Annotated in this window: 20 protein-coding genes; all 20 read left to right on the top strand. The window is 65.2% G+C overall.

Translation table 11 applies throughout. The features are described 5' to 3' along the window. Nucleotides 1-10: 10 nt before the first annotated feature. Nucleotides 11-742 (top strand): flagellar basal-body rod protein FlgF, encoded by a 732-nt coding sequence (gene flgF / locus D6Z24_RS01525; RefSeq protein ID WP_129124774.1) that lies wholly within the window; start codon nucleotides 11-13, stop codon nucleotides 740-742. A gap of 177 nt (nucleotides 743-919) precedes the next feature. Continuing rightward, nucleotides 920-1,708, top strand: a complete 789-nt coding sequence (gene flgG, locus D6Z24_RS01520) for a flagellar basal-body rod protein FlgG (protein WP_129124773.1) — start codon at nucleotides 920-922, stop codon at nucleotides 1,706-1,708. A 6-nt stretch (nucleotides 1,709-1,714) separates the two neighbouring features. Next, complete coding sequence (gene flgA, locus D6Z24_RS01515) at nucleotides 1,715-2,434, top strand: flagellar basal body P-ring formation chaperone FlgA (RefSeq protein WP_129124772.1); 720 nt, start codon at nucleotides 1,715-1,717, stop codon at nucleotides 2,432-2,434. Between the two features lie 32 nt (nucleotides 2,435-2,466). Beyond that, nucleotides 2,467-3,135: a flagellar basal body L-ring protein FlgH gene (locus D6Z24_RS01510; RefSeq protein WP_162605071.1), complete on the top strand. Its 669-nt coding sequence runs from the start codon at nucleotides 2,467-2,469 to the stop codon at nucleotides 3,133-3,135. 83 nt (nucleotides 3,136-3,218) lie between these two features. Continuing rightward, a complete protein-coding gene (locus D6Z24_RS01505; protein WP_129125399.1) occupies nucleotides 3,219-4,319 on the top strand; it encodes a flagellar basal body P-ring protein FlgI in 1,101 nt (366 codons plus the stop codon). Nucleotides 4,320-4,328: 9 nt separating this feature from the next. After that, nucleotides 4,329-4,670, top strand: a complete 342-nt coding sequence (locus tag D6Z24_RS01500; RefSeq protein WP_129124770.1) for a rod-binding protein — start codon at nucleotides 4,329-4,331, stop codon at nucleotides 4,668-4,670. Continuing rightward, the gene (flgM, locus tag D6Z24_RS01495) at nucleotides 4,660-4,965 is read left to right on the top strand and encodes a flagellar biosynthesis anti-sigma factor FlgM (protein ID WP_129124769.1); all 306 of its coding nucleotides are present in this window, start codon (nucleotides 4,660-4,662) and stop codon (nucleotides 4,963-4,965) included. The genes D6Z24_RS01500 and flgM overlap by 11 nt, the downstream gene beginning before the upstream one ends. A 10-nt stretch (nucleotides 4,966-4,975) precedes the next feature. Next, complete coding sequence (locus D6Z24_RS01490) at nucleotides 4,976-5,476, top strand: flagellar protein FlgN (RefSeq protein ID WP_129124768.1); 501 nt, start codon at nucleotides 4,976-4,978, stop codon at nucleotides 5,474-5,476. A 1-nt stretch (nucleotide 5,477) separates the two neighbouring features. Further along, the gene (gene flgK, locus D6Z24_RS01485) at nucleotides 5,478-6,923 is read left to right on the top strand and encodes a flagellar hook-associated protein FlgK (RefSeq protein WP_129124767.1); all 1,446 of its coding nucleotides are present in this window, start codon (nucleotides 5,478-5,480) and stop codon (nucleotides 6,921-6,923) included. A gap of 9 nt (nucleotides 6,924-6,932) precedes the next feature. Next, the gene (gene flgL / locus D6Z24_RS01480; protein WP_129124766.1) at nucleotides 6,933-7,853 is read left to right on the top strand and encodes a flagellar hook-associated protein FlgL; all 921 of its coding nucleotides are present in this window, start codon (nucleotides 6,933-6,935) and stop codon (nucleotides 7,851-7,853) included. Nucleotides 7,854-8,018: 165 nt separating this feature from the next. Next, complete coding sequence (locus D6Z24_RS01475; protein ID WP_129124765.1) at nucleotides 8,019-8,276, top strand: flagellar FlbD family protein; 258 nt, start codon at nucleotides 8,019-8,021, stop codon at nucleotides 8,274-8,276. A gap of 42 nt (nucleotides 8,277-8,318) precedes the next feature. Further along, a complete protein-coding gene (locus D6Z24_RS01470; RefSeq protein WP_129124764.1) occupies nucleotides 8,319-9,083 on the top strand; it encodes a flagellar motor protein in 765 nt (254 codons plus the stop codon). Continuing rightward, the gene (locus tag D6Z24_RS01465; protein WP_129124763.1) at nucleotides 9,084-9,845 is read left to right on the top strand and encodes an OmpA/MotB family protein; all 762 of its coding nucleotides are present in this window, start codon (nucleotides 9,084-9,086) and stop codon (nucleotides 9,843-9,845) included. A gap of 211 nt (nucleotides 9,846-10,056) precedes the next feature. Then, nucleotides 10,057-11,109, top strand: a complete 1,053-nt coding sequence (locus D6Z24_RS01460) for a glycosyltransferase family 4 protein (RefSeq protein ID WP_129124762.1) — start codon at nucleotides 10,057-10,059, stop codon at nucleotides 11,107-11,109. 3 nt (nucleotides 11,110-11,112) lie between these two features. Then, nucleotides 11,113-15,459, top strand: coding sequence for a tetratricopeptide repeat protein (locus tag D6Z24_RS01455; protein ID WP_129124761.1), 4,347 nt, complete (start codon nucleotides 11,113-11,115; stop codon nucleotides 15,457-15,459). Beyond that, on the top strand, nucleotides 15,456-18,413 hold the full coding sequence (locus tag D6Z24_RS01450) for a tetratricopeptide repeat protein (RefSeq protein ID WP_129124760.1): 2,958 nt from the start codon (nucleotides 15,456-15,458) through the stop codon (nucleotides 18,411-18,413). The genes D6Z24_RS01455 and D6Z24_RS01450 overlap by 4 nt, the downstream gene beginning before the upstream one ends. A gap of 208 nt (nucleotides 18,414-18,621) precedes the next feature. After that, nucleotides 18,622-19,443 carry a flagellin N-terminal helical domain-containing protein gene (locus D6Z24_RS01445; protein ID WP_129124759.1) on the top strand — a complete coding sequence of 274 codons (822 nt, stop codon included), beginning with the start codon at nucleotides 18,622-18,624 and terminating at the stop codon, nucleotides 19,441-19,443. A 59-nt stretch (nucleotides 19,444-19,502) separates the two neighbouring features. After that, nucleotides 19,503-20,252, top strand: coding sequence for a hypothetical protein (locus tag D6Z24_RS01440; RefSeq protein ID WP_129124758.1), 750 nt, complete (start codon nucleotides 19,503-19,505; stop codon nucleotides 20,250-20,252). 5 nt (nucleotides 20,253-20,257) lie between these two features. Beyond that, a complete protein-coding gene (locus D6Z24_RS01435; protein ID WP_129124757.1) occupies nucleotides 20,258-20,647 on the top strand; it encodes a flagellar biosynthesis repressor FlbT in 390 nt (129 codons plus the stop codon). Then, the gene (gene flaF, locus D6Z24_RS01430; protein WP_129124756.1) at nucleotides 20,637-21,026 is read left to right on the top strand and encodes a flagellar biosynthesis regulator FlaF; all 390 of its coding nucleotides are present in this window, start codon (nucleotides 20,637-20,639) and stop codon (nucleotides 21,024-21,026) included. The genes D6Z24_RS01435 and flaF overlap by 11 nt, the downstream gene beginning before the upstream one ends. The last annotated feature ends 38 nt before the right edge of the window (nucleotides 21,027-21,064 follow it).

Raw genomic sequence — 21,064 nt, 5'->3', positions numbered from 1 at the left:
GAGAGACAAGATGAACAGCGGCATGTACGCAGCCCTCACCGGCAACCTTTCCGCCCAGCGCAGGCTTGACGTGGTCTCCAACAACCTCGCCAACGCGAACACCACCGGTTTCAAGGCGGACCGCATCCAGTTCGAGAGTGTCCTCGCCAATGTCAAAAATTCGACAGACGGGCCGGTCTTCAGCAACGACCGCTACTCCACCGACTTCTCCTCCGGCGCGCTGCAGCAGACCGGCAACGCGCTCGACGTGTCGCTCGAGGGTGACGGCTTCTTCGTGGTGAACACGCCGCAGGGGACCGCCTACACCAGGCAGGGGAGTTTTCACCTAAGCCCCACGGGGCGGCTCGTAACCGCGGACGGCTACGAGGTGCAGGGGGCGGGCGGTCCCATCACCGTGAACGGCGGCAAGGTGGAGATCGGCAACGACGGCACGGTATCGGTGCAGCAGCCGGGGCAGACTACGGTCAACACGGTCGGCACCATCGCCACGGTCGATTTCCCGAAGCCTTACGCCATGGAGAAGCTCGGCAACGGCCTCTTCCGGCCGAGCGATCCGCAGGCCGCGACCATCGCCTCGACCGCCGGGGTCAAGCAGGGGTACCTGGAGACCTCCAACGTGAAGGCGGTGGTGGAGATGTCGCGTCTCATCGAGGCGAGCCGCTACTTCGAGATCTGCGCCAAGGCGGTGAAGACCTACGACGACATGAACAACCGCGCGGCTAACGATCTTGGGAAGGTCTAGAAACCGTTCAACGTTCGACGTTCAACGTTCGACACGAGTACGGTTTCGGCCCCCTTCAACGCGGCGGCGGGAATTTCACAAGTCACGATTAAGAAGTCAAAAAAGGTTCAGTCGTCGAACGTTGAACGCTGAACGTTGAACGGCCGTTAAAGCCGTCAAGCCGTTAAGGAGAAAGAGATGATAAGAGCGCTTTGGACCGCCGCATCCGGGATGCAGGCTCAGCAGCTGAACATAGACGTGGTAGCCAACAACCTGGCCAACTCCAGCACCACCGGCTTCAAGAAAAGCCGCGCCGACTTCCAGGACCTCATGTACCAGACCGAGAAGACCACCGGCGCACCGGCCACCAACACCACCACCATCCCGACCGGCATCCAGGTGGGCCTGGGCGTCCGCCCCGGCTCGGTCTCCAAGATCTTCACCACCGGGACCATCGTCCACACCGGCAACGAACTCGACGTCGCCATCGAGGGGGACGGCTTCCTCCAGGTGCAGCAGTCCGACGGCACCACCGCCTACACCCGCGCCGGTTCCCTCAAGAAGGACGGCCAGGGACGCGTGGTCACCTCGGACGGGCAGCCCATCGTCCCGGAGATCGTCATTCCCAGCAACGCGACCAGCATCAACATAGGGAACGACGGCACCGTCTCGGTGCAGCAGGCGGGACAGACCGCGGCGACCACGGTCGGCACCATCCAGCTCGCTTCCTTCACCAACCCCGCGGGCCTGAACGCCATCGGCAAGAACCTCTTCCTCCCCACCGACTCCTCGGGTAACGCGACCACCGGCACCGCCGGACAAAACGGCCTCGGCACCCTCGACCAGGGGTACATCGAGCAGAGCAACGTGAGCGTCATGGAAGAGATGGTAAGCATGATCGTCTCCCAGCGCGCCTACGAGATCAACTCGAAGGCGATCCAGGCCTCCGACGACATGCTGCAGCAGGCCGCAGCGCTCAAGAGGTAACCTCTGATGCGCGCGTTCCTGTTCGCACTCGCGCTCCTCGCACTCCCCATGCCGGGGATCGCCCGCGCCGCCGTGCCGGCCCCCGTCAACCTCGTCACCGAGGCGACGGTGAAAGGGGCGATCACCGACTACCTGATGCAGAAAGCCGCCCCCCTGAACGCCCAGGTCACCGTGAAGAAGATCAATTACCAGGGGGACCTGAAGCTCCCCGCCGGGAAGGTGACCTTCGACGTGGTGGCCCCGGAGCGCTGGGAGGGGTACGGAAGCGCCTCGGTGGCCCTCGTGGTGCGGGTCGACGACCAGGTGAAGCGGAACCAGACCGTGCTCGTCGATGTCGAGGCGCTGGCCGACATGGTGGTGGCGGCGCGCACCCTGGAGCGGGGCGAGGTGCTGGCCCCCTCGGATCTCGCCGTCGCGAAACGTGACTTGGCCCAGGTGCAGGGGCGTTATTTCAACAACATCGACGAGGCGGTAGGGCTCAGGGTGAAGAGCACCATGAGGGCCAACGCCCCGGTAAGAAAGGACAACCTCGAGAAGGTGCCCGTCGTCAAGAGCGGCCAGGTGGTGACCATCGTGGCCGAGAACGACGTGGTGCGCATCACCGCGACGGGACGGGCCAAGGGGCCGGGCGCCCCGGGCGACCTGATCACGGTGCAGAACCTCTCCTCGCAGAAGGAGATCGCGGCGCGGGTGGTTGACGCGACCACGGTGAAGGTGGATTTCTGATGAACCGCAAGAAGAGCACCGGCTCTCAAATATTGAAGGCGGCGGCCCTGTGCCTGCCGCTTTTGTGGCTTGCCGGGTGCGCCCACGAGAGCGCCGAGGTGACCACACCGACCTTCGACCAGCAGATCCCGGCGCCGCAGATGAACTACGCCTCGGGATCGCTCTGGCAGGCCTCCTCGACGGGGCTCGCCGAGGACGTGAAGGCGAGAAGGCGCGGTGACATCGTCACCGTGGTCATCTCGGAAAACGCTAGCGCCAGCAAGAAGGCGGCCACCGGCACCTCGCGCGACTCTTCCATGAGCGCCGGCATCCCGAAGCTTCTGGGGCTCGAGAAGACGCCGATCAAGACCTGGGCCGACCTCGCGAACCTTTTGAGCGTAAGCAACAGCTCCAAGTTCGACGGCGCCGGTTCCACCTCGCGGCAGGAGACCCTTCAGGCGACCATCTCGGCCAAGGTGGTCGACGTGATCCCCAACGGCAACCTCCTCATCGAGGGGAGGCGCAACGTAAAGGTGAACAACGAGGACCAGGTGATCGTGCTGACCGGCACGGTGCGCGGGCGCGACATCAGCGCCGACAATACGGTGAATTCGGCCCTGATCGCCGATGCCAGGATTTCCTACTCCGGCAAGGGGGTCATCTCGGACCGGCAGAAACCGGGGTGGCTCATGAACGTGCTGGACAAGGTGTGGCCGTTCTAGGGGGGCGGCGTGTGCGGGAATTGACGTTTTGTGTCAAGTTTCCGACACGGCGCACCGAAAAGGGTTAGGTGAACCGCTTGAAAATTAACCTTTTATCAAAATACTCTTTCGCGCTCCTCGTCTTTTTGCTCCTCCCCGGGGTCGCCCTCGGGGCGCGCATCAAGGACATCGCCGCCTTCGACGGCGTGCGCCAGAACCAGCTCATCGGCTACGGCCTGGTGGTCGGCCTGAACGGCTCGGGCGATTCGGACCAGACCAAGTTCCCGGTGCAGTCGCTGGTGGGCGCCCTGGAGCGGCTGGGGCTCACGGTGAACCGCGGCGACATCACGGTGAAAAACGTGGCGGCCGTCATGGTGACCGCGGACCTCCCCCCCTTCGCGAAGCAGGGGAACCGGCTCGACGTGCTGGTCTCCTCGATGGGTGACGCGAAAAGCCTCGCCGGCGGCACGCTCATGATGGCACCCCTGAAGGGCGCCGACGGGCAGGTCTACGCGGTGGCGCAGGGACCGGTGCTCACCAACTCGTTCTCCTACGGCGGCCAGGCGGCCAGCGCGGTGAAGAACCATCCCACCGCCGGCACGGTCCCCGAGGGGGCCCTCGTGGAGCGGGAGCTCCCGAACGTGCTCGCGAACCGTTCGGTGCTGAAGCTGAACCTGCACCAGTCCGATTTCACCACGGCGAGCCGCATCGCTTCCGCCATCAACGGGCGCTTCCAGGGGTCCGCCTCGCTCACCGATCCGGGCAGCGTACAGGTCGCGATTCCCGCGGACTACCAAAACCGCGTCGTCGAGTTCGTGGCCGATCTGGAGCGCCTCGACGTGAACCCCGACGTGACCGCGAAGGTGGTCATGAACGAGCGGACCGGTACCATCGTCATGGGCGAGAACGTCCGCATCTCGACGGTGGCGGTCTCCCACGGCAACCTGACCGTCGTCGTCAAGGAGACCCCGAAGGTCTCCCAGCCCGCCCCCTTGTCCAAGGGGGGGACCACCGTCGTGGTGCCGAGGACCGACCTGAAGGTGGCCGAGGAGAAGGTGAACCTCTCCCTCGTCAGGGAGGGGGCGAACCTGGGCGATGTGGTACGGGGCTTGAATACCCTGGGGGTCACCCCGCGCGATCTTTTGGGGATCATGCAGGCGATCAAGGCGGCCGGCGCCCTAAACGCCGAGCTGAGCGTGATGTAGGAGAGCCGCATGGAGCTTAAGCCGATACCGGACAACACGCTGCCGGTCGCGGACCTGAGGGCGCAAAAGGGGAAGCAGGAGCAAAACCCCGAGCAGATCCGCAAGGTGGCGCGCGACTTCGAGGCGATGTTCGTCGCCATGATGCTCAAGTCGATGCGGGACACGGTGGGGAAGGACACTCTCACCGGCGGCGGCAAGGGTGAAGAGACCTTCCGCTCCCTGCTCGACCAGGAGTACGCCAACGCCGCGGTGCAGGGAGGCGGCATAGGACTGGCAAAGACCATAGAGAGGGAACTCTCTCGCGCTTACGGCGCACCGGCTCCGGCTAAGGGGGTGCACGATGCGGATTGAAGGCTCTGCCTACGTAGTCGACCTTAACCGCTCCCAGCAGGTCCGCAACGAAAATCAGCAGGCCCAGGCGGTCCAGGGCTCCCGTCCGGCCGGGCGGGTCATCAGCATCGACCGTGTGGAGATCTCCCAGAAGGCGAGGGAGCTGCAGACGCTCAAGGACGAGGTGGCGGCCATGCCGGACGTGAGACTCGACCGGGTGGCGCTTGCCAAACAGAACCTGCAGAGCGGAGGCTACCGCGTGGACCCCTCCGTTTTGGCGCAGAAGATGATGGACGCGTACGGAAAGTCGCGTTAAGGGGGAAGTGATGGATCGCAGCATAGCGGAACTGATAGCGGCCCTGTGCGAGAAGGGGATACTTCTGGACCAGTTGCAGGCCCTTCTCAAGGAGGAGGAGAGCTGCATGATCTCGCTGGACCTCGCGAGGATGGAGGAGAACCAGCAGGAGATCGCGGCGGGGATGGAGCGCCTGGCGAAGCTCTCCGAGCAGTGCCGGCTCATGATCGCGTCGGTCGGGGCCGAGCTCGGCATGCCGGGGAACCAGACGCTCTCGCCGATCATCGAGCGCGTGGGCGCCGCGCAAAAGCGGGCGCTTGCCGAGGCGCAGCAGTCGGTTACCGGCAACGCGAAGGCCCTGCAGGGGGCGCTTGCCCTGCACCGGCGCCTCATCGAGGACTCCCTGAACGTGGTGGGAAATTCGGTGAACTTCTTCAACCGCATCTTCAACCCCGGCCACACCTACGGCGTCGCGGGCGCCTTCGTGAACGGCGGACGCGGCACCTCCGGCTTCGTCAGCAAGGAGATCTAGCATGGGCCTCAACACCATCTTCGACATAGCCTCCTCCGGTATCACGGCGCAGCGTCTCGCTCTTGAGGTTACCGGCGAAAACATCGCCAACGTCAACACCGAGGGGTACTCCAGGCAGCGCGTGATCATGGAGAACAAGCCGGTGACCACGGCGAACGGCTTCCCGCTCGGGACCGGGGTCGAGGTCGCTTCGGTGCAACGCTCCTACGACAGCATGCTCCAGTTGCAGCTCGTGAACGCGAACAGCGGCTACCAGGAGAGCCTCGCCCAGCAGTCGTCCCTCGAGCAGATCGAGGCGAGCTTCAACTCGCTCACCTCCGACGGGCTCGGCACCGCGGTGACCAACTTCTTCGGCGCCTTCCAGGACCTCTCGGTGAACCCCTCCGGGGCGGCCGAAAGGCAGGCGGTGCTGACCCGGGGCCAGATCATGGTGGACAGCTTCCACCAGGCCGACTCGAGCCTCACCTCGATCGCCTCCACCGCGGACCAGAACCTGGTCGGCATCACCGCCGAGGTGACCGACAACGCGAGGAACCTCGCCCTGGTGAACCAGCAGATCCTCGCCACCAACGCGGTCGGGGGGAACGCCAACGAGCTCTTCGACCAGCGCGACCTCCTGCTCAGAAAGCTCTCCGAGCAGACCGGCATCTCGACCAGCGTCGGCAACGACGGCACCGCCTCGGTGACCCTCGCCGGGGGCGCCCAGTTGGTCGCCGGCACCAAATACGCCACCCTCTACACCAACGCGACCGGTACGCCCGCCGCGAACGACATCATGATCTCGGGGCTCGGCAACCCGCCTCCCGCCAACGCGCCGGGAACGGACACCGTCGTCGCCACGGTGGGGGACGGCGCCGCGATCGGCGGAAAGCTCGGCGGCACCATGCAGGTCAGGGACAGCATCGTTCCCAAGTACCGCTCCATGCTCGACGAGATGGCGAACCAGGTGGTCACCCAGGTGAACACGCTGCACGCGGCCGGTTACGCCCTGGACGGGACGACCGGCAACGACTTCTTCGACGCCTCCGGGGTAACCGCGAAGGGCATCGCGCTCGACTCGGGGATCTCCGCGGTGAAAATCGCCGCCGCCCTGCCGACCGCGAGCGACCCGGTGCCGACCAGCAGCGGCAACAACGTGAACGCCCTGAAGCTCGCCAACCTCTCGAGCACGAGCTTGGCCTTCAGCACCGGCAACGCGACCTTCGGCAACTTCTACAACTCCATGGTCTCCCAGGTGGGGGTGGATACCGAGGGGGTGCAGAACGTGACCACGCAGAACGCCGCCTTTTTGAAACAGCTGAACGCCCTGCGCGCCTCGAACTCCGAGGTCTCGCTCGACGAGGAACTTCTGAACCTCACCAAGTACCAGCGCGCCTTCCAGGGTGCCGCCAAGGTGGTCAATGCGGGAAGCGACATGCTCGACACCATCCTCGGCATGGTGCGATAGGAGACCGTCATGAGAATAACGCCCGGCATGAGCGCCGACAACGCGATCTACAACCTGCAGCAGGGGCGCAGCGCCATCGACCAGCTCCAGGAGCAGCTCGCCTCCGGCTACAACATCAACCGCCCCAGCGACGATCCGCTCTCTACAAGGCAACTGCTCGACCTGCAGGAGCAGATCGACGCCGGCAACCAGTACAGCTCCAACATCACGAAGACCGAGACCCTGCTGAACGTCTCCAACACCGCCCTCTCCAGCATGGCGGACCTGATGCAGCAGGTGAAGAAGATCTCCGGGGACATGGTGACCGGGACCCTCGACGCGACCACCACGGCGAGCGCTATCACCAACCTCACCCAGCTCAAAAGCCAGCTGATCGACATGGGGAACACCCGCCTCGGGGACCAGTACGTCTTCGGCGGCTACTCGACCAGCCAGCCCTTCGATGCCACGGGCGCCTTCAGCGGCACCACCGATATCCTGAAGGTCGAGGTCTCCCCGAACAGCTACGTGGGGGCCACCGTGAGCGGGGCGGACCTGTTGCGCGGCGGCAAACCGCCGGCAACGGTCGGGAGCGGCTCCACCGCGGGACAGGGACCGATCGACATCCTGGGCTCCATCGACGCCCTCATCACGGCGATCGGCAACAAGGACAGCGCGGGGATCCTCGACGGGGTGAAGAACCTGAAGGCGGGGGCGGACCAGGTCAACGTGGCGCTTTCCGACGTGGGTGGGAGGCTCGTGCGCCTGGACAACATGAAGAACATGATCACCAACAACCAGAACACGCTGAAGACCGTCTTCGGCGACATCCAGAACGTGGACTACGCGAAGGCAGGGGTGCTTTTGTCCCAGCAGACCACCGCCTTCAACGCGGCGCTTTCCTCAACGGCCAAGCTTAGCCAGCTTTCGCTTCTGGACTACATGAGCTAGCGGGGGACGCGCCCCTGCGCCGTCATGGGCCGGGCGAGCAGATGGCTCGTCCGGCCCTTTTCGTTCCTTTTTTCGATGCGGCGGCGGTTAGCGCTAAAGCTTTCCGCTGCACGTCCGAATAAAACACTATCGGCAGTATTAGGAACTTCGCCCGTGGGGGAGCGCATGATCAAGGTGACAACACGCGACGGCACCGAGATGTACCTGAACCCGGACCTGATCGAGATCATCACGGAGACCCCGGACACGCACATCACCCTTTCCAACGGCAACCGCTACCTCGTGCTGGAACCGGCGCGAGTGGTGATCGACCGGATCGCGACCTTCAAGGCGCACGTGTTCCGGCAGGCTTCGTCGAGCGTCGCCCGCCGCTACCTGCGCAGAAGGGACGCGGAGCGCTACCACCCGAACTGCAAGATCTAACCTCCCGATGACGGGAGCGCACAAGGTTGATCCGGAACCACTATGGATTTATCGACCATAATCGGAATCACGCTGGGACTTTTCGCGGTCTTTGGCGGCGCGGCACTCGAGGGGCTGCACATGTCGGCTCTCATACAGCCGACCGCTGCCATCATCGTGCTCGGCGGCACCGCTGCGGCGACCATCGTCAGCTTCCCGCTGCCGATCCTGCTCACCGCGGTGAAGGACCTGAAGAAGGTCTTCATGCCCCCGAAGGAAGACCCCGAAGGCGTGATCAAGAACATCATCAACTACGCCGCCAAGGCGCGCAGAAACGGCCTCATCTCCCTGGAACAGGAAGCCCAGACGGTGAAGGACTCCTTCACCAAGAAGGGGATCTCGCTCGTCGTCGACGGCATCGACCCGCAGAAGCTCAGGGAGACCATGGAGATCGAGCTCGGTTCCTTCGAGTCGCACGGCAAGCACAGCGCCGAGGTCTTCGAGGCGGCGGGGGGCTTCGCCCCGACCATCGGCATCATCGGCGCCGTGCTCGGCCTGATCCACGTCATGAGCAACCTCTCCGACCCGTCCAAGCTCGGCGGCGGTATCGCAGTCGCCTTCGTGGCAACCATCTACGGTCTCATGACCGCCAACATCTTCTGCATCCCCTTCGGCACCAAGCTGAAGATCCGCCTGAAGGAGGAGCTGTTGCAGAAGGAGATGGTCATCGAGGGGCTCATCGCCATTCAAAACGGCGAGAACCCCCACTTCATCGAGCAGAAGCTCAGGGCCTACCTGCATGAGTCTGCGGAGAAGAAGGGGAAGTAAATGGCTAAGAAGAAGGAACACGAGAAGGAACCGAACCACGAGCGCTGGCTCGTTTCCTATGCCGACTTCATCACCCTGCTCTTCGCGGTGTTCGTGACGCTCTACGCCATGAGCCAGACCGACAAGAAGAAGGCGGAAGAGGTGCTCGCCTCGATGCGTGAATCCTTCGGGTACAGCACCACCAGCGCAGGCGCGAAGCCCACCGTGATCGACACCGGCTCCATGAGCGTGATCCCCTCGATGCACAAGATGACCCAGGCCCCCAAGCGCGGCAAGAGCCGCGGCAGTGAGCAGGATTTCCGGGCCACCAAGGCCTCCATCGAGGCCTATCTGATGAAGGTGGGGGCGCAGAACAAGGTCTCCGTATCGGTCACCCAGCGCGGGCTCGTGGTGAGTCTCAAGGAAGCGGGGTTCTTCGACTCCGGAAGCGCCACCCTGAAGCAGAACTCCTACGCCCTCCTAAACGACGTGATGGCCTCGCTCGCCAGTTATTCCAACGGCGTGCGTGTCGAGGGGCACACCGACAACGTTCCCATCAGCTCCGCCGCTTTCCCGTCGAACTGGGAGCTTTCCACGGCGCGCGCCACCAACGTGCTGCGCTACCTGGTGAAGCAGGAAGATTTCGATCCCGCCAACATATCCGCCGCAGGGTACGGCGAGTACCGCCCGGTGGCCGACAACACCGATGCGGACGGTCGCGCCAAGAACCGCCGCGTCGACATCGTTCTCCTCAACGAGCAAAGCGAGCGCAACGAGCCGTAGCCCCCCTGCGCCCAGCAAGCCGCCCCCTCCAACCCCGTCCGCCCCGTCCGACTGGCGCGCCACCTTGACTCCCGCTGTCAAAGAAATGACCCGTAGCCCCTCCCGCTGACAAAATGCCTGCATTTCCGGGGCATTACCACCATGTCCTGCCTTCTGGTACGGTAGTTGCTGCCGTCTTGTGGCAGTCCTATCACCAACGAGAGGTCCATTCATGAAAGTATCGATGCCCAGCGGCTCCATGCACGGCTGGGGAGTTGCCGGAACCTACCTGGAACGCGAAATCGCCAAGCTTCCCCCGGTCCCCGGGGTCACGCTGCACTGCATGTCGAGGTCTCTGACCCCCCGCATGCCGGAGGCCTGGGACGCCATCAACATCGGCTACTGCTTCTTCGAGGATAATATCGAGATCCTGAACTTCACCCGAGAAGCGGCGAAAAACTGGGACTTCATCGTCGCCGGCTCCAAATGGTGCGAGTACCAGCTGAGGAGCGGCGGCGTGAAGAACTGCTGCACCATCCTCCAGGGGATCGACCCGCAACACTTCTTCCCGGTGCCGTTCCCCCCGGAGGACCGTTTCGTCGTCTTCTCCGGCGGCAAGTTCGAACTGAGAAAGGGGCAGGACATCGTCATCGCTGCCATGAAGGTGATGATGCAGCGGCACCCCGACGTCTACCTTTCCTGCAGCTGGACCAACCAGTGGCCCTTTTCCCTCGCCACCATGGCGGCGTCGCGCCTCATCACCTACCGCCACGACGAGGTCGATTTCCTCAACCTGCCCGGGCGCTGCGCCATGGAAAACGGCCTCGACCCGGTCCGCACCCTGGTACACCCCCTGGTGGACAACACGATGATGCGCCGGCTCTTCTCCGAAACCCACGTGGGGCTCTTCCCGAACCGCTGCGAGGGGGGGAACAACATGGTGATGTGCGAATACATGGCGTGCGGCCGGACCGTGATCGCCTCGGATTCTTCGGGCCATGCCGACGTCATCACCCCCTCCATCGCCTACCCGCTTACCCGCTACCTCCCCATGGTGGTGGGAAGCGGCGGCGTGCAGAGCGCGGTGTGGGAGGAACCGGTCCTGGAAGAGGTGATCGAGACGCTTGAGCGCGTCTACCGAAACCGCCACGAGCTCCCCGGGAAAGGGGTGCTGGCGGCGGAGGAGATGACGCGGCTCACCTGGGACGGCGCCGCACGCCAGTTCCACTACATCGCAACCAAGCTCGCCACCCGGGCGGAACTTGCCCGCATGCAGGGGGCCTGATCCATGGCCGGTGCTTCCGACCCGGCACGGGACTTCGCCCGCGCCATGGAGCTGCAGCGCGCCGGCCGCCTGGCCGAGGCGGAGGAGATCTATCGCCCGCTGGTCGCCGCGGGAGGGGCGCTGGCCGTGGACGCGCGCGTCAACCTGGGCGCGATCCTCGACGAGACGGGTCGCCCGTTAGAGGCGCTCGACGAGTACCGTGCGGCCCTCGCCGCGCGGGAGGGGAACCCCATCGCCCTGAACAACATGGGCTCTACCCTCTTCAGGCTCGGACGCTTTGCCGAGGCGGCGCGGCAGTTTCGCCTGGCGCTGGAGCGAATGCCGGACGCGCCTGAAATCGCCATCGCCCTCGGAGGCGCCCTGCAGCGCTCGGGCGACCTCGCGGGTGCGCTCGCCTGCTTCCGCGACCTGGTGCGGCGCCGCCCCGATGATGCCGACGCGCACTGGAACCTCGCCCTCGCCCTGCTCCTTGCCGGCGACTTCAAAGAGGGGTGGTCCGAGTACCAGTGGCGCTGGAAGCGCGACAGCTTCACCTCGCCCAGGCGCGCCTTCGACGTCCCCGCCTGGGACGGCGCGCCGTTGAACGGAAAGCGCATCCTCGTGCACGGCGAACAGGGGTACGGCGACACGATCCAGTTCGCCCGCTACCTCCCGATGGTGGCGCAACGGGGCGGCGTCGTCATCGCCGAGTGCCAGTCCGCCGCCCTCGTTCCCATCATGGAGACCATCCCCGGCGTGAGCGAGACCTGCGTCATGGGAGGGGAACTCCCCCATTTCGACCTCGAGACGCCGCTCCTCTCGCTCCCCCACATCTTCGGCACCGAACTCGATACCGTCCCGGACCGCGTCCCGTACCTCGCGCCCCCCCCGGATCGGCTCGCCCGCTGGCGCGAGAAGCTCTCCGGAAACCCTTCCCTGAAGGTCGGGCTGGTCTGGGCCGGCAAGCCGCTTCCCGACCCCTTCCGCAGCTGCCCCATCACGGAGCTCGCTCCCCTGGGCGAGGTTCCCGGGGTGACGCTCTACTCCCTCCAGGTGGGGGAGGAGGGGACGAAAGCCCATGAGTGCCCGGGGCTCGTCGACCTGACCGCCGGCATCCGCGACTTCGGCGACACCGCGGCGCTCGTCGCCGGGCTCGATCTCGTCGTCTCCGTCGACACCTCGGTGGCGCACCTGGCCGGGGGGCTCGGCAAGCCGGTCTGGCTTCTCCTCCCGATGGCGGGGGACTACCGCTGGCTCGTCACGCGTGAGGATTCCCCCTGGTACCCGACCATGCGTCTTTTCCGCCAGAAGCGGCAGGGGGAGTGGGGCGAAGTGGTGCAAAGGGTGCGTGCGGCGCTTGACGGCGCGGCGCTTTCCTTCTGGGAGGGGGCCCTCGCCAGGCGTCCCTTCGACGGGACAGCCCATTACTTCTGCGGAGCCCTCTTGGCCGCTACCGGCAAACCGCGCGAGGCGACGGTGCGCCTCTCAAAGGCGTCCCAGCTCCTGCACGGGCGCTGGGAGCCGCATTACGCCCTTGCCGGCGCGCTGCAGCAGATGGGGATGATGGCCGAGGCGCGCGAGGCGCTGGAGGCGGCCCTCGCCCTCGAGCGGGGAGCCCCCCTGCTGCACGAGGCGATAGGGATCGCGCGGCAGATGGAAGGGGATCTCTCGGGCGCCGCGGCCGGCTACCGGGAGGCGCTGCGCCTGGACCCTTCGCTGGTGAAGGCCCGTTACAACCTAGCCACCGCCTGCAAGGAGCTGGGGCTTTTCGAGGAGGCGCTGGAAGAGTTACGGGAGGTGGTGCGCCGCGCCCCGGAACACGGCGACGCACACTGGAACCTAGCCGTACTCCTGCTCATGCACGGCGACCTCGCCGCCGGGTGGCGCGAGTTCCCATGGCGCTTCAAAAAAAGCAGCGGCGCGCCGGTACGGCGCTTCGAGGGTGTTCCCGCCTGGGATGGCGCTCCCCTTGCCGGACGGACCCTCCTTTTGTGGGGCGAGCAGGGGGCGGGGGATACGCTGCAGTTTCTGCGCTACGCGCCGCTTGTCGCCGGGAGCGGCGGACGTCTGCTCGTTATGGTGCAGTCACCAGCGCTCGTCGAAATAGCGCGCAGCGTGGACGGGGTGGCGGGAGCCTTTGCCGGCGGTGACGAACTGCCACGCTTCGACCTGCAGGCCTCGCTCATGGACCTCCCCGGTATCTTCGGCACCGAGCTCGGCAACATCCCGAACCGGGTGCCTTACCTGCAGGTGGACCCGGTGCGCCTGGAGCGCTGTCGCTCCCTGGTCCGGGCGGACGGGACGCTCAGGGTCGGCCTCGTCTGGCGCGGCAACCCGGCCCACAATAACGACCTGAACCGCTCGCTCCCGTCGTCTGCGCTCGCAGCACTCGCCGCTCTTTCCCCAGTGACTTTTTATTCCCTGCAGATGGGGGAGGACGGGGCCCTCCCTCTTCCGGTGACCGACCTCACCCAGGCGATCCATGACTATGCCGATACCGCAGCGCTTTTGAGCCTACTCGACCTCGTCATCTCCGTCGACACCTCCGTCGCCCACCTTGCCGGCGCGCTCGGCGTCCCGGTCTGGCTCCTGGTCCCCTTCGTCCCCGACTGGCGTTGGATGACTGGTCGTGAGGACTCCCCCTGGTACCCGACCATGCGTCTCTTCCGGCAGGAGCGGGCCGGCGACTGGGATGGGGTACTTTCGCGCCTGCGTGCGGAGTTAACCGCGCTCGCGGCGGGAACCGACCCCGTGGCTCCCGCTGTCAACCCTCCCATAGCTGTCGTCAGCCAAGGCTCCCAAGCGGAGCTCCTAAACAACGAAGGGTGCGCGCTTGACGAGGCGGGGAGGCAGGGTGAGGCGGTCGAGCGCTACCGGGAGGCGATCCGGCTCGCTCCGGACTTCATCGCCCCCCACTACAACATGGGGAACAGCCTCTACACGCTCGGGCGTAACGGCGAAGCGATCGACTGCTACCGGCGCGCCCTGGCCCTCGACCCGGCGCTCGCGCAGGCCTGGCACAACCTGGCGCTTGCCCTGAAGGCGCAAGGGAAGCTTGAAGAGGCGCTGCACGCGCTCAAAAAAGCGATCGCGGCGGCTCCGGATTACCTCGCTGCCCGGCACAACCTGGGTGAGCTGTACCACGAGACGGGAGCCCTCGAGCGTGCCGAGGAGACCTTCCGCACGATCCTGGCGAGGGACCCCGGTTATCTCCCCTCATGGAACGCGCTCGGCATCACCCTGCAGGTCCAGGGACGCCTGGAGGATGCGGTGGAATGCTACCGCACCGCGCTCTCCCGCGACCCAGATTACCTGCACGCCCTCAACAACTTGGGCTCGGCGAGCCGCGCCCTCGGGCGCGTGGAGGAGGCGGTCACCTGCTACCTCAGGGTGCTGGAGCTCGACCCCTCCTACGTCGACGCCCGCTGGAATCTCTCCCTGATCGATCTGCAGCTCGGGCGCTACCGCGAAGGTTGGCTGGGCTACGAGGCACGCTTTGAGAAGATCGATCCCATCCCGCGCCAGGAACTCCCGGCACCCGCGTGGGACGGCTCCCCCCTTGCGGGGCGGACCATCCTGCTTCATGCCGAGCAGGGCTTCGGGGACACCTTCCAGTTCGTGCGCTACGCGCCGCTTCTCGCGGCACAGGGGGGGCGCGTGCTGGTGCAGTGCCAGGGGGCGCCAATCGCGGCGGTCCTTGCCAGCGTCCCGGGCGTTGAGAGGGTGCTCCTGCGCGAGGACCCCTTACCCCGCTTCGACTGCCACGCCTCGCTCATGAGCCTCCCTTTCCTGTGCGGCACCGAGCTCGCCACCGTGCCGGCGCACATACCCTACCTCTTCGCGGACCCGCTCCTCGTCGAGCGCTGGCGTCCCCGCATCCCAGGCGTCGGCTTGCGCGTGGGACTCGTCTGGGCCGGGAGGAAGAGCTACAAGGACGACCTGAAACGCTCGCTGTCGCTGCCGCTCTTCGCGCCGCTCGCCGGGGTTCCCGGCGTGAGCCTCTGCGCGCTGCAGGTGGGGGACGGCGCCGAACAGGCGGCCCACCCGCCGCCGGGGATGGAGCTTACCGACCTCGGAGGCGGCATCAAAAGCTTCGCCGACACTGCCGCCATCGTGGCCCAACTCGACCTCGTCATCTCCGCCGATACCGCGGTGGCGCACCTGGCCGGGGGGATGGGGGTGCCGGTCTGGGTGCTTTTACCCTCGGCCTGCGACTGGCGCTGGCTCATGGAGCGGGAGGACTCACCCTGGTACCCGACGGCGCGCCTTTTCAGGCAGAAGCGGCGCGGCGACTGGGGGGAGGTGCTCGAGCGGGTGGCGCGTGAGCTGGCAACCCTCACCGCTAAAGCCGATAAGGAGAACATCCCTTGACCGACCGTTTTACCGAATTGAACCAGGCGCTGTCGGAAAACCGCGTCGAGCGTGCGGGTGAGCTTTGCGCTGCGCTTTTGCGTGAGGAGCCCGACAACGTCGAGCTTTTGACCCTCTCCGGCGTCCTCGCCCGACAGCGGGGGGACCTGGTAGAGGCCTGCGAGCTTTTTTCCCGCGCCGCCTTGCTCGCTCCGGGCCTGGCCGAGGCGCATAACAATCTGGGGGTGATCCTGGAGGAGATGGGGCGACCGGATGAGGCGGCGGCATCGTACCGGCGCGCGCTCGGGTTGCGCCCGGAGTACCCGGAGGCGCAGGGGAACCTGGGAAACGCCCTGCTGAAGCTCGGCCGCTTCGCCGAGGCGGTTGAGCGTTACTGCGACGCCATAGCCCTCGATCCGAACTACGTCGACGCCTATTACCACCTGGGGCACGCCCTGCGCCGCCAGGCGGAGTGGGAGGGGGCGGTGCAGTGCTACCGCAAGGTTGTGGAGCTGCATCCGGGGCACGTGAAGGGATGGGTGAACCTTGGCGGTTCCCTCCTCGCGCTGAACCGCTTCGACGAGGCGATCGACGCGCAGCGCGCGGCGCTTTCGGTCGATCCGCAAAACGTGGATGCACACTGGAATCTGGCCCTCGTCCTTCTCGTTACCGGCGACTACACCGAGGGGTGGCGCGAGTACGAATGGCGCCTGAAGGATCCGCGCGCCGGACTGGCCGAAGGAGGGTGGGACGGCTCACCGCTTGCCGGGCGTATCCTCCTCGTGCGCGCTGAACAGGGTTTCGGCGACGCAATCCAGTTCTTCCGCTACGCCCAGTTGCTCGCCCGGCGCGGCGAGCGGGTCCTGCTCGAGTGTCGCCGCGAGCTCCTGCCGCTCTTCGCCGCACAAGGTGACGGCATCACCTTCGTCGCGGCGGGTGACGCCCCCCCACGCTTCGACACCTGGTGCTACCTTATGAGCCTGCCGCATCTCATGGGGACCACGCTTTCGAGCATCCCGGCGCAGTCCCCTCCCATCTCGGCGGACCGGGAGCGCGTCGCAGCCTGGCGCGACAGGCTCGCGCCCGAGGAAGGGTTCAAGATCGGCCTCGTGTGGGCCGGGAGCGCCAGTTACAAGAACGACCGCTTCCGGTCGCTGCCGGTGCGGGAACTCCTCCCGCTCGCCCGCATCCCGGGGGTGACGCTTTACAACCTGCAGTTAGGCGCCTCTCCCGAAGACGTAGCCCTGCTTTGCTCCTGCGGTGCGCTGCGCGACTATAGCGCCGACCTGAAGAACTTCGCCGACACCGCCGCCCTCATCGACCAGCTAGACGCGGTAGTTTCGGTAGACACTGCGGTGGCGCATCTGGCGGCGGCGATGGGTAAACCGGTGCACCTCATGCTTCCCTTCTCCTGCGACTGGCGCTGGCTCGTCGGACGCGCCGACTCCCCCTGGTACCCGAGCGTGACCATCTATCGGCAGGAGGCACCGGGGGATTGGGGGACGGTGGTCCCCGCGCTGACCGAACAGCTTTTCCTCGCCCCCCGTCCGGACCTCGACCCGAACCTCATCTTCCGGGAGGGTAACCGCCTGCGGGACGCAGGCAATCTCGACGGCGCGGTACGTGCCTACCGCGCGCTGCTCGCCCGGTGCCCCGACCTAGCCGAGGTGCACAACAACCTGGGACTCGCCCTGCAGGATCAGGGGGCCAGCGCCGAGGCGGAGGCGAGCTACCGGCGCGCCCTGGACCTGAACCCCGGCCTTGCCGACGCCTACAACAACCTCGGCGCGCTATTTGTGATGCGCGACGCGCACCAGGCCGCCCTTCCGCTGTTCCAGCGCGCACTGGAGCTGAACCCGGGGTACCTTCCCGCCTACGTCAATCTGGGCTGCTGCCTCCAGGTACTCGAGGAGCCGGCACAGGCGGTTGCGCTGTACCGCGAGGCGATCGCCCGGGACCCCCATTATCTGGAGGCACGCATCAACCTTGGGACCGCCTACCAGGACCTGATGCAGCCCCACGATGCCATTGCCACCTACGAGGAGCTCCTCGCCATGGTGCCGGGACATCAGGAAGGGCACTGGAACCTGGCGCTTAGCCTCCTCTCCACAGGTGCATTCGAGCGTGGCTGGCGCGAGTATGAGTGGCGCCTTGCGGGGAAAGATCCCGAGCTTTCGCTCCCCGTCTGGCGCGGCGAGGAGCTTCGTGGGCGCACCATCCTCTTGCAGTGCGAGCAAGGGCTTGGCGATACGCTGCAGTTCGTGCGCTACGCCCCGCTCGTAGCGGAGCGTGGGGGGAGGGTGGTGGTGCGCTGCCAGCTTCCGTCTCTTAAGCCGCTCATCGCTCGTGTTCCCGGGGTGAGCGCGGTCTGCGCCAAGGGTGAGGCGATCCCTGTCTGCGACCTCCAGGTGCAGCTTGCGAGCCTCCCCCACCTCTTTGGCACCACGCTCGAGCGGATGCCACCGTGGCGCCCCTACCTCATCCCGCACCCCCGGCGCGCGGCGCTCTGGGACCTCGTCCTGGAGGACGAGGGGCGCCTCAGGGTCGGCCTCGTCTGGCGCGGCGGTCCCCTGCCGAGAAACCGCGCCTGCCCCTTTAAGGAGTTCGCCCTTCTAGCCGATATGGAGGGGGTGACCTTCTATGCGCTGCAGCTTGGCGAGGCGCCCGATCCGGCGGTGCTCCCTGCCGCCGACCTCGCGCCCCGGATCGCGGATTTCGATGACAGCGCGGCGATCGTCGCCGGACTCGACCTTCTGGTCACCGTCGACACCGCGGCGGCCCACCTGGCCGGCGGGATGGGGGCGCCGGTATGGCTCATGCTCCCTTACTCCTGTGACTGGCGTTGGTTCGCCGACCGGGACGACTCCCCCTGGTACCCGTCCATGCGCATCTTCCGGCAGGAGCGCCCGGGCGACTGGCAGGGGGGGCTGTGCCGGATCCGCGCGGCTTTGGAGGAAAAACTGAAGCGTCGATAATTTGACAAAAATAATCGCAACGGGGCGATTTTTCGTTAAAGTTCCTACCCCCGAGTGTCGATATTCCTTACAAAAGCGCAGGACGCGCCGGCGAGTTTCGCCGTTGGGCAGGAGGCCCGGGACATAAGACCTCGTCGGAACGTAACCATCAACCAGGTTTCACAAGCCGGCAAGAATGCCGGTAAAAACCCAGAAAAGGAGAAACACCATGAGCACCAACGACATCTCTCTCACCGCAGGCATGAGGACCAACCTTCTCAACCTCCAACAGACCAGCAAGCTCCTGAACAGGACCCAGGAAAGGCTTTCCTCCGGCAAGCAGGTCAACAGCGCACTCGACAACCCGACCAACTACTTCGCGGCTCAGAACGCGAGCCAGCGCGCCAGCGACCTCGCCGACCGTAAGGACGGCATGGCAGAAGCGGTACAGACCGTTTCCGCAGCCAACGCCGGCATCACCGCCATCACTGGCCTGATCAACGCGGCAAAAGGTATCGCGCAATCCGCCCTTTCCACCAGCGACACCACGACCAGGTCCACCCTGGGGGCCCAGTACAGCACCATCCAGTCCCAGATCGACAACATCTCCTCGGACTCCGGGTACCGCGGCCTCAACCTGCTGAGCTCCACCAACACCCTGACCGTCAACTTCAACGAGAACGCGAGCTCCAGCCTCAACGTAGTCGGCTTCCTGGCCAACTCCACCGGCCTGAGCCTCGGCGGCACCGCCACCAGCAACTGGCAGACCAACGCCAACATCACCACCGACACCGCGAAGATGGACACCGCGATCTCGACCCTCAGGACCAACACCCAGACCCTGGCTGCTAACCTGAACGTAATCACCATCCGTCAGAACTTCACGGACTCGATGATCAACACCCTGCAGACCGGTGCTGACAACCTGACCCTGGCCGATATGAACCAGGAAGGCGCCAACATGCTGATGCTGCAGACCCGTCAGAGCTTGGGCACCACCTCGCTCTCGATGTCTTCCCAGGCAGCACAGGCCGTCCTCAGGCTGTTCTAACCCTAGCTTTGCGGAGCGGGGAAACCCGCTCCGCAATCCCTCTTCACCGGGGGTAGCATATGTTAATCGACCGGCTGCAACCAGAGAGCGTTCCTATCGCTTCCGCTTCTCTTCCCGCCTCACCCACTTCCCCCTCCAGCTACGCCCAGACTCCCCAGACCGAAAAACAAAAGCCGTCCGACCCCCTAATCGCCGACCAGGTGCTCGTTTCCGAGCAGACCGACTCCCGTATCGGCGACATCGTCAGGGAAAACGAGCGCAAAAACTCCGCCGCGGCTGCCATCCGCAGGACCGACGAGGCGGCGCGGGAGATGGGTCAAAGGATTGACAAGCTGAAGGAACCTCTCGAAACGATCGTGAAGAATTTCCCTCCCTTCGCACCGCAAGACAAGGAAAGGGTCCGGCTGCTCAGGTCCTACAACGCCCTCCGTAAGGAGATCGACCAGCTCACCATCCCTCCGCCACCTCCCGTCGTCGAGGCTCGCAAGCAGATGGAGCTTCCAGAGCCGCTCTCCATGAACTCGGACGACAGTCAAATTGCTGACCACGTTGACAAACTTGACGCAGCGGCCAGTTCGCTGCAGGCGATGCGCGGCGATATCGCCGCCGGCACCGCGTCCCTTTTGCGCGACGGGCGCTTCGCGGGCATATTCACCGCTTCCAAAGGCTCGGAATCCTTGGATTTGCTTCCGATTGCCTCGGACGCTGGTGCCGCGCAAAAAAGTGTCGAGGTTGGCCAGCAATTTGCAGATTCAGTTGCTCAGGGGGTGACGCTACACCGCCCTCAATTCCTGAAAGGGTTGAGCTAACCGACATGTCCCTGAAAATCACTCTGAAGAGCAACGAACGGCTGATCGTGGGCGGCGCAGTGGTCAGAAATGGCGGCAAGGGTACCGTCCTGTTCATCGAGAACACGGTTCCCATCCTGCGCGAAAAGGACATCCTGGGCGAGAAGGACATCACCACGCCCTGCAGGCGCGTCTATTTCACCATCCAGCTCATGTACATCGACGAGCCGAACGTGCCGACCTACGTCAAGACGTATGCGGAACTGGCCGGCGAGATACTGAAGGCGGCGCCGAGCACGAAGCCACTCATCGAGCAGTTGAACGAACGGATCGAGGCTGGCGGCTACTACCAGGCCCTCAAAATTGCGAAGAATCTCATCGAGTACGAAGAGGAGCTACTGAAAAATGCAAACTAACAACGCGATCAAGGAGTACGTCGGTATCCAGAAGGAGAGCATGTCGGGACGCGAACTCGAAGCCTCCGTGCTGACCAAGGCTGGGCTGATGCTGAAGGCGGTCCAGGATAACTGGGATGCCCCGGACCGCGAGGCGAAGATGCTTGAGGCGATCAAGTACAACCAGAAGGTCTGGAGTTTCTTCCAGGCCGAGCTCACCGAGCCGAATCACCCGATGCCTAAAAAGCTGAGGGAAGACATCCTCAACCTTAGCCTGTTCGTGGACAAGAGGTTGTTCGAGGTGATGGCTTACCCGGCCCCGGACAAACTCGCCATCGTCGTCGACATCAACTTCAACATCGCCGCCGGCCTGAGGACCACTCCCGCGACCGAAGGTTAGCTGCACGGCTGCGCTTCGGGGGGAGGAAGGACAAGGTT

The organism is Geomonas oryzae (assembly GCF_004117875.1).
GTDB classification, from domain to species: domain Bacteria; phylum Desulfobacterota; class Desulfuromonadia; order Geobacterales; family Geobacteraceae; genus Geomonas; species Geomonas oryzae.
The sequence above is the reverse complement of the archived record's forward strand: the minus strand, read 5'-3'. Positions and strand labels throughout refer to the sequence as shown.

What these genes read in the sequence shown, in the direction of transcription:
- flgF (WP_129124774.1), top strand. Translation starts at nt 11, where the DNA reads ATGAACAGCGGCATGTACGCAGCCCTCACCGGCAACCTTTCCGCCCAG.
- flgG (WP_129124773.1), top strand. Translation starts at nt 920, where the DNA reads ATGATAAGAGCGCTTTGGACCGCCGCATCCGGGATGCAGGCTCAGCAG.
- flgA (WP_129124772.1), top strand. Translation starts at nt 1,715, where the DNA reads ATGCGCGCGTTCCTGTTCGCACTCGCGCTCCTCGCACTCCCCATGCCG.
- D6Z24_RS01500 (WP_129124770.1), top strand. Translation starts at nt 4,329, where the DNA reads ATGGAGCTTAAGCCGATACCGGACAACACGCTGCCGGTCGCGGACCTG.
- flgM (WP_129124769.1), top strand. Translation starts at nt 4,660, where the DNA reads ATGCGGATTGAAGGCTCTGCCTACGTAGTCGACCTTAACCGCTCCCAG.
- D6Z24_RS01490 (WP_129124768.1), top strand. Translation starts at nt 4,976, where the DNA reads ATGGATCGCAGCATAGCGGAACTGATAGCGGCCCTGTGCGAGAAGGGG.
- flgK (WP_129124767.1), top strand. Translation starts at nt 5,478, where the DNA reads ATGGGCCTCAACACCATCTTCGACATAGCCTCCTCCGGTATCACGGCG.
- flgL (WP_129124766.1), top strand. Translation starts at nt 6,933, where the DNA reads ATGAGAATAACGCCCGGCATGAGCGCCGACAACGCGATCTACAACCTG.
- D6Z24_RS01475 (WP_129124765.1), top strand. Translation starts at nt 8,019, where the DNA reads ATGATCAAGGTGACAACACGCGACGGCACCGAGATGTACCTGAACCCG.
- D6Z24_RS01470 (WP_129124764.1), top strand. Translation starts at nt 8,319, where the DNA reads ATGGATTTATCGACCATAATCGGAATCACGCTGGGACTTTTCGCGGTC.
- D6Z24_RS01465 (WP_129124763.1), top strand. Translation starts at nt 9,084, where the DNA reads ATGGCTAAGAAGAAGGAACACGAGAAGGAACCGAACCACGAGCGCTGG.
- D6Z24_RS01460 (WP_129124762.1), top strand. Translation starts at nt 10,057, where the DNA reads ATGAAAGTATCGATGCCCAGCGGCTCCATGCACGGCTGGGGAGTTGCC.
- D6Z24_RS01455 (WP_129124761.1), top strand. Translation starts at nt 11,113, where the DNA reads ATGGCCGGTGCTTCCGACCCGGCACGGGACTTCGCCCGCGCCATGGAG.
- D6Z24_RS01445 (WP_129124759.1), top strand. Translation starts at nt 18,622, where the DNA reads ATGAGCACCAACGACATCTCTCTCACCGCAGGCATGAGGACCAACCTT.
- D6Z24_RS01440 (WP_129124758.1), top strand. Translation starts at nt 19,503, where the DNA reads ATGTTAATCGACCGGCTGCAACCAGAGAGCGTTCCTATCGCTTCCGCT.
- D6Z24_RS01435 (WP_129124757.1), top strand. Translation starts at nt 20,258, where the DNA reads ATGTCCCTGAAAATCACTCTGAAGAGCAACGAACGGCTGATCGTGGGC.
- flaF (WP_129124756.1), top strand. Translation starts at nt 20,637, where the DNA reads ATGCAAACTAACAACGCGATCAAGGAGTACGTCGGTATCCAGAAGGAG.